Below are 766 nucleotides of genomic sequence, written 5' to 3'. Positions count from 1 at the left end.
GGCGAAGCGACACCTTCCGGCGCTCCGCGCCGCCCTCATCGCTCATCGTGCGAAGACCAAAGCTAACGCGCCGATTGCTCAGCAGCCACGCGCCGCATAACAGCGCGTTGAGAAAGTCGTCGGTCAGCTGATGTGGTCCGGCTCAATGCTGACGGCGACGGCCGCGGTCTGATCGCCAGCGACGACGAGCAGGATGATGACCAAGCCAGCATCCGACGTGGCGATAGCAGCAAGCGAGGCCGAAACCCTGGCCTGGAACCCCCGAGGTGTTCCTGACCCGGTCAGCAGCCGCATGATCAGGCCCAGGTTGTAGCCAGCCACGTGGATCAGGTAACGCTTGTGCAGGTTCTCCCGGCCGCGCAGCCAAGCCCGGCGCATGCCACCACGGTCGAGAATGAGTGCGAAGCCCCGCTCAACCACCTCGGCGCGCAGCTTGAACGCGACATGGGCCACGCCGGACAGCAGGCGAGTGCGGTTGTTGACGACAGCGCGGCGGGCCGCGTCATCGCCGTGCCAGCGCGAGAAGCCGTCGCGCTTCGGCTCGGCAATCCGGGTCTTCCACGGTCCGTCGTCGAGCGTCTTCAGCACCTCGCGCGAGTGGTACCCCTGAGCTGCCCCCGGTTTCCCTGGACACCGTTTTGTCCTACCGGGAACCGAGATGATGACCTGCAACATGAGCCAGAACACTCGAGATGATGCGGTGGATGGGCCTGTGGTCAGCGAGGGCGGGCGCAGCCCGTCCACGCTGTCCCCAGGCCAGAGCGCG

The 766-nt window shown here is 66.3% G+C and carries 1 protein-coding gene; it reads right to left on the bottom strand.

Features of this window, described 5'->3' with window-relative positions; all coding sequences use genetic code 11:
- Positions 1-123: 123 nt before the first annotated feature.
- Positions 124-766, bottom strand: a 643-nt coding sequence (locus Q7A36_RS40400; RefSeq protein WP_456306855.1) for a hypothetical protein, incomplete at its 5' end; no start/stop codon positions are given.

The sequence above is a fragment of the Paracraurococcus lichenis genome, assembly GCF_030657435.1.
Taxonomy (GTDB): domain Bacteria; phylum Pseudomonadota; class Alphaproteobacteria; order Acetobacterales; family Acetobacteraceae; genus Paracraurococcus; species Paracraurococcus lichenis.
Note: the sequence above shows the minus strand (reverse complement) of the source record. Positions and strands in the feature narration are given on the sequence as shown.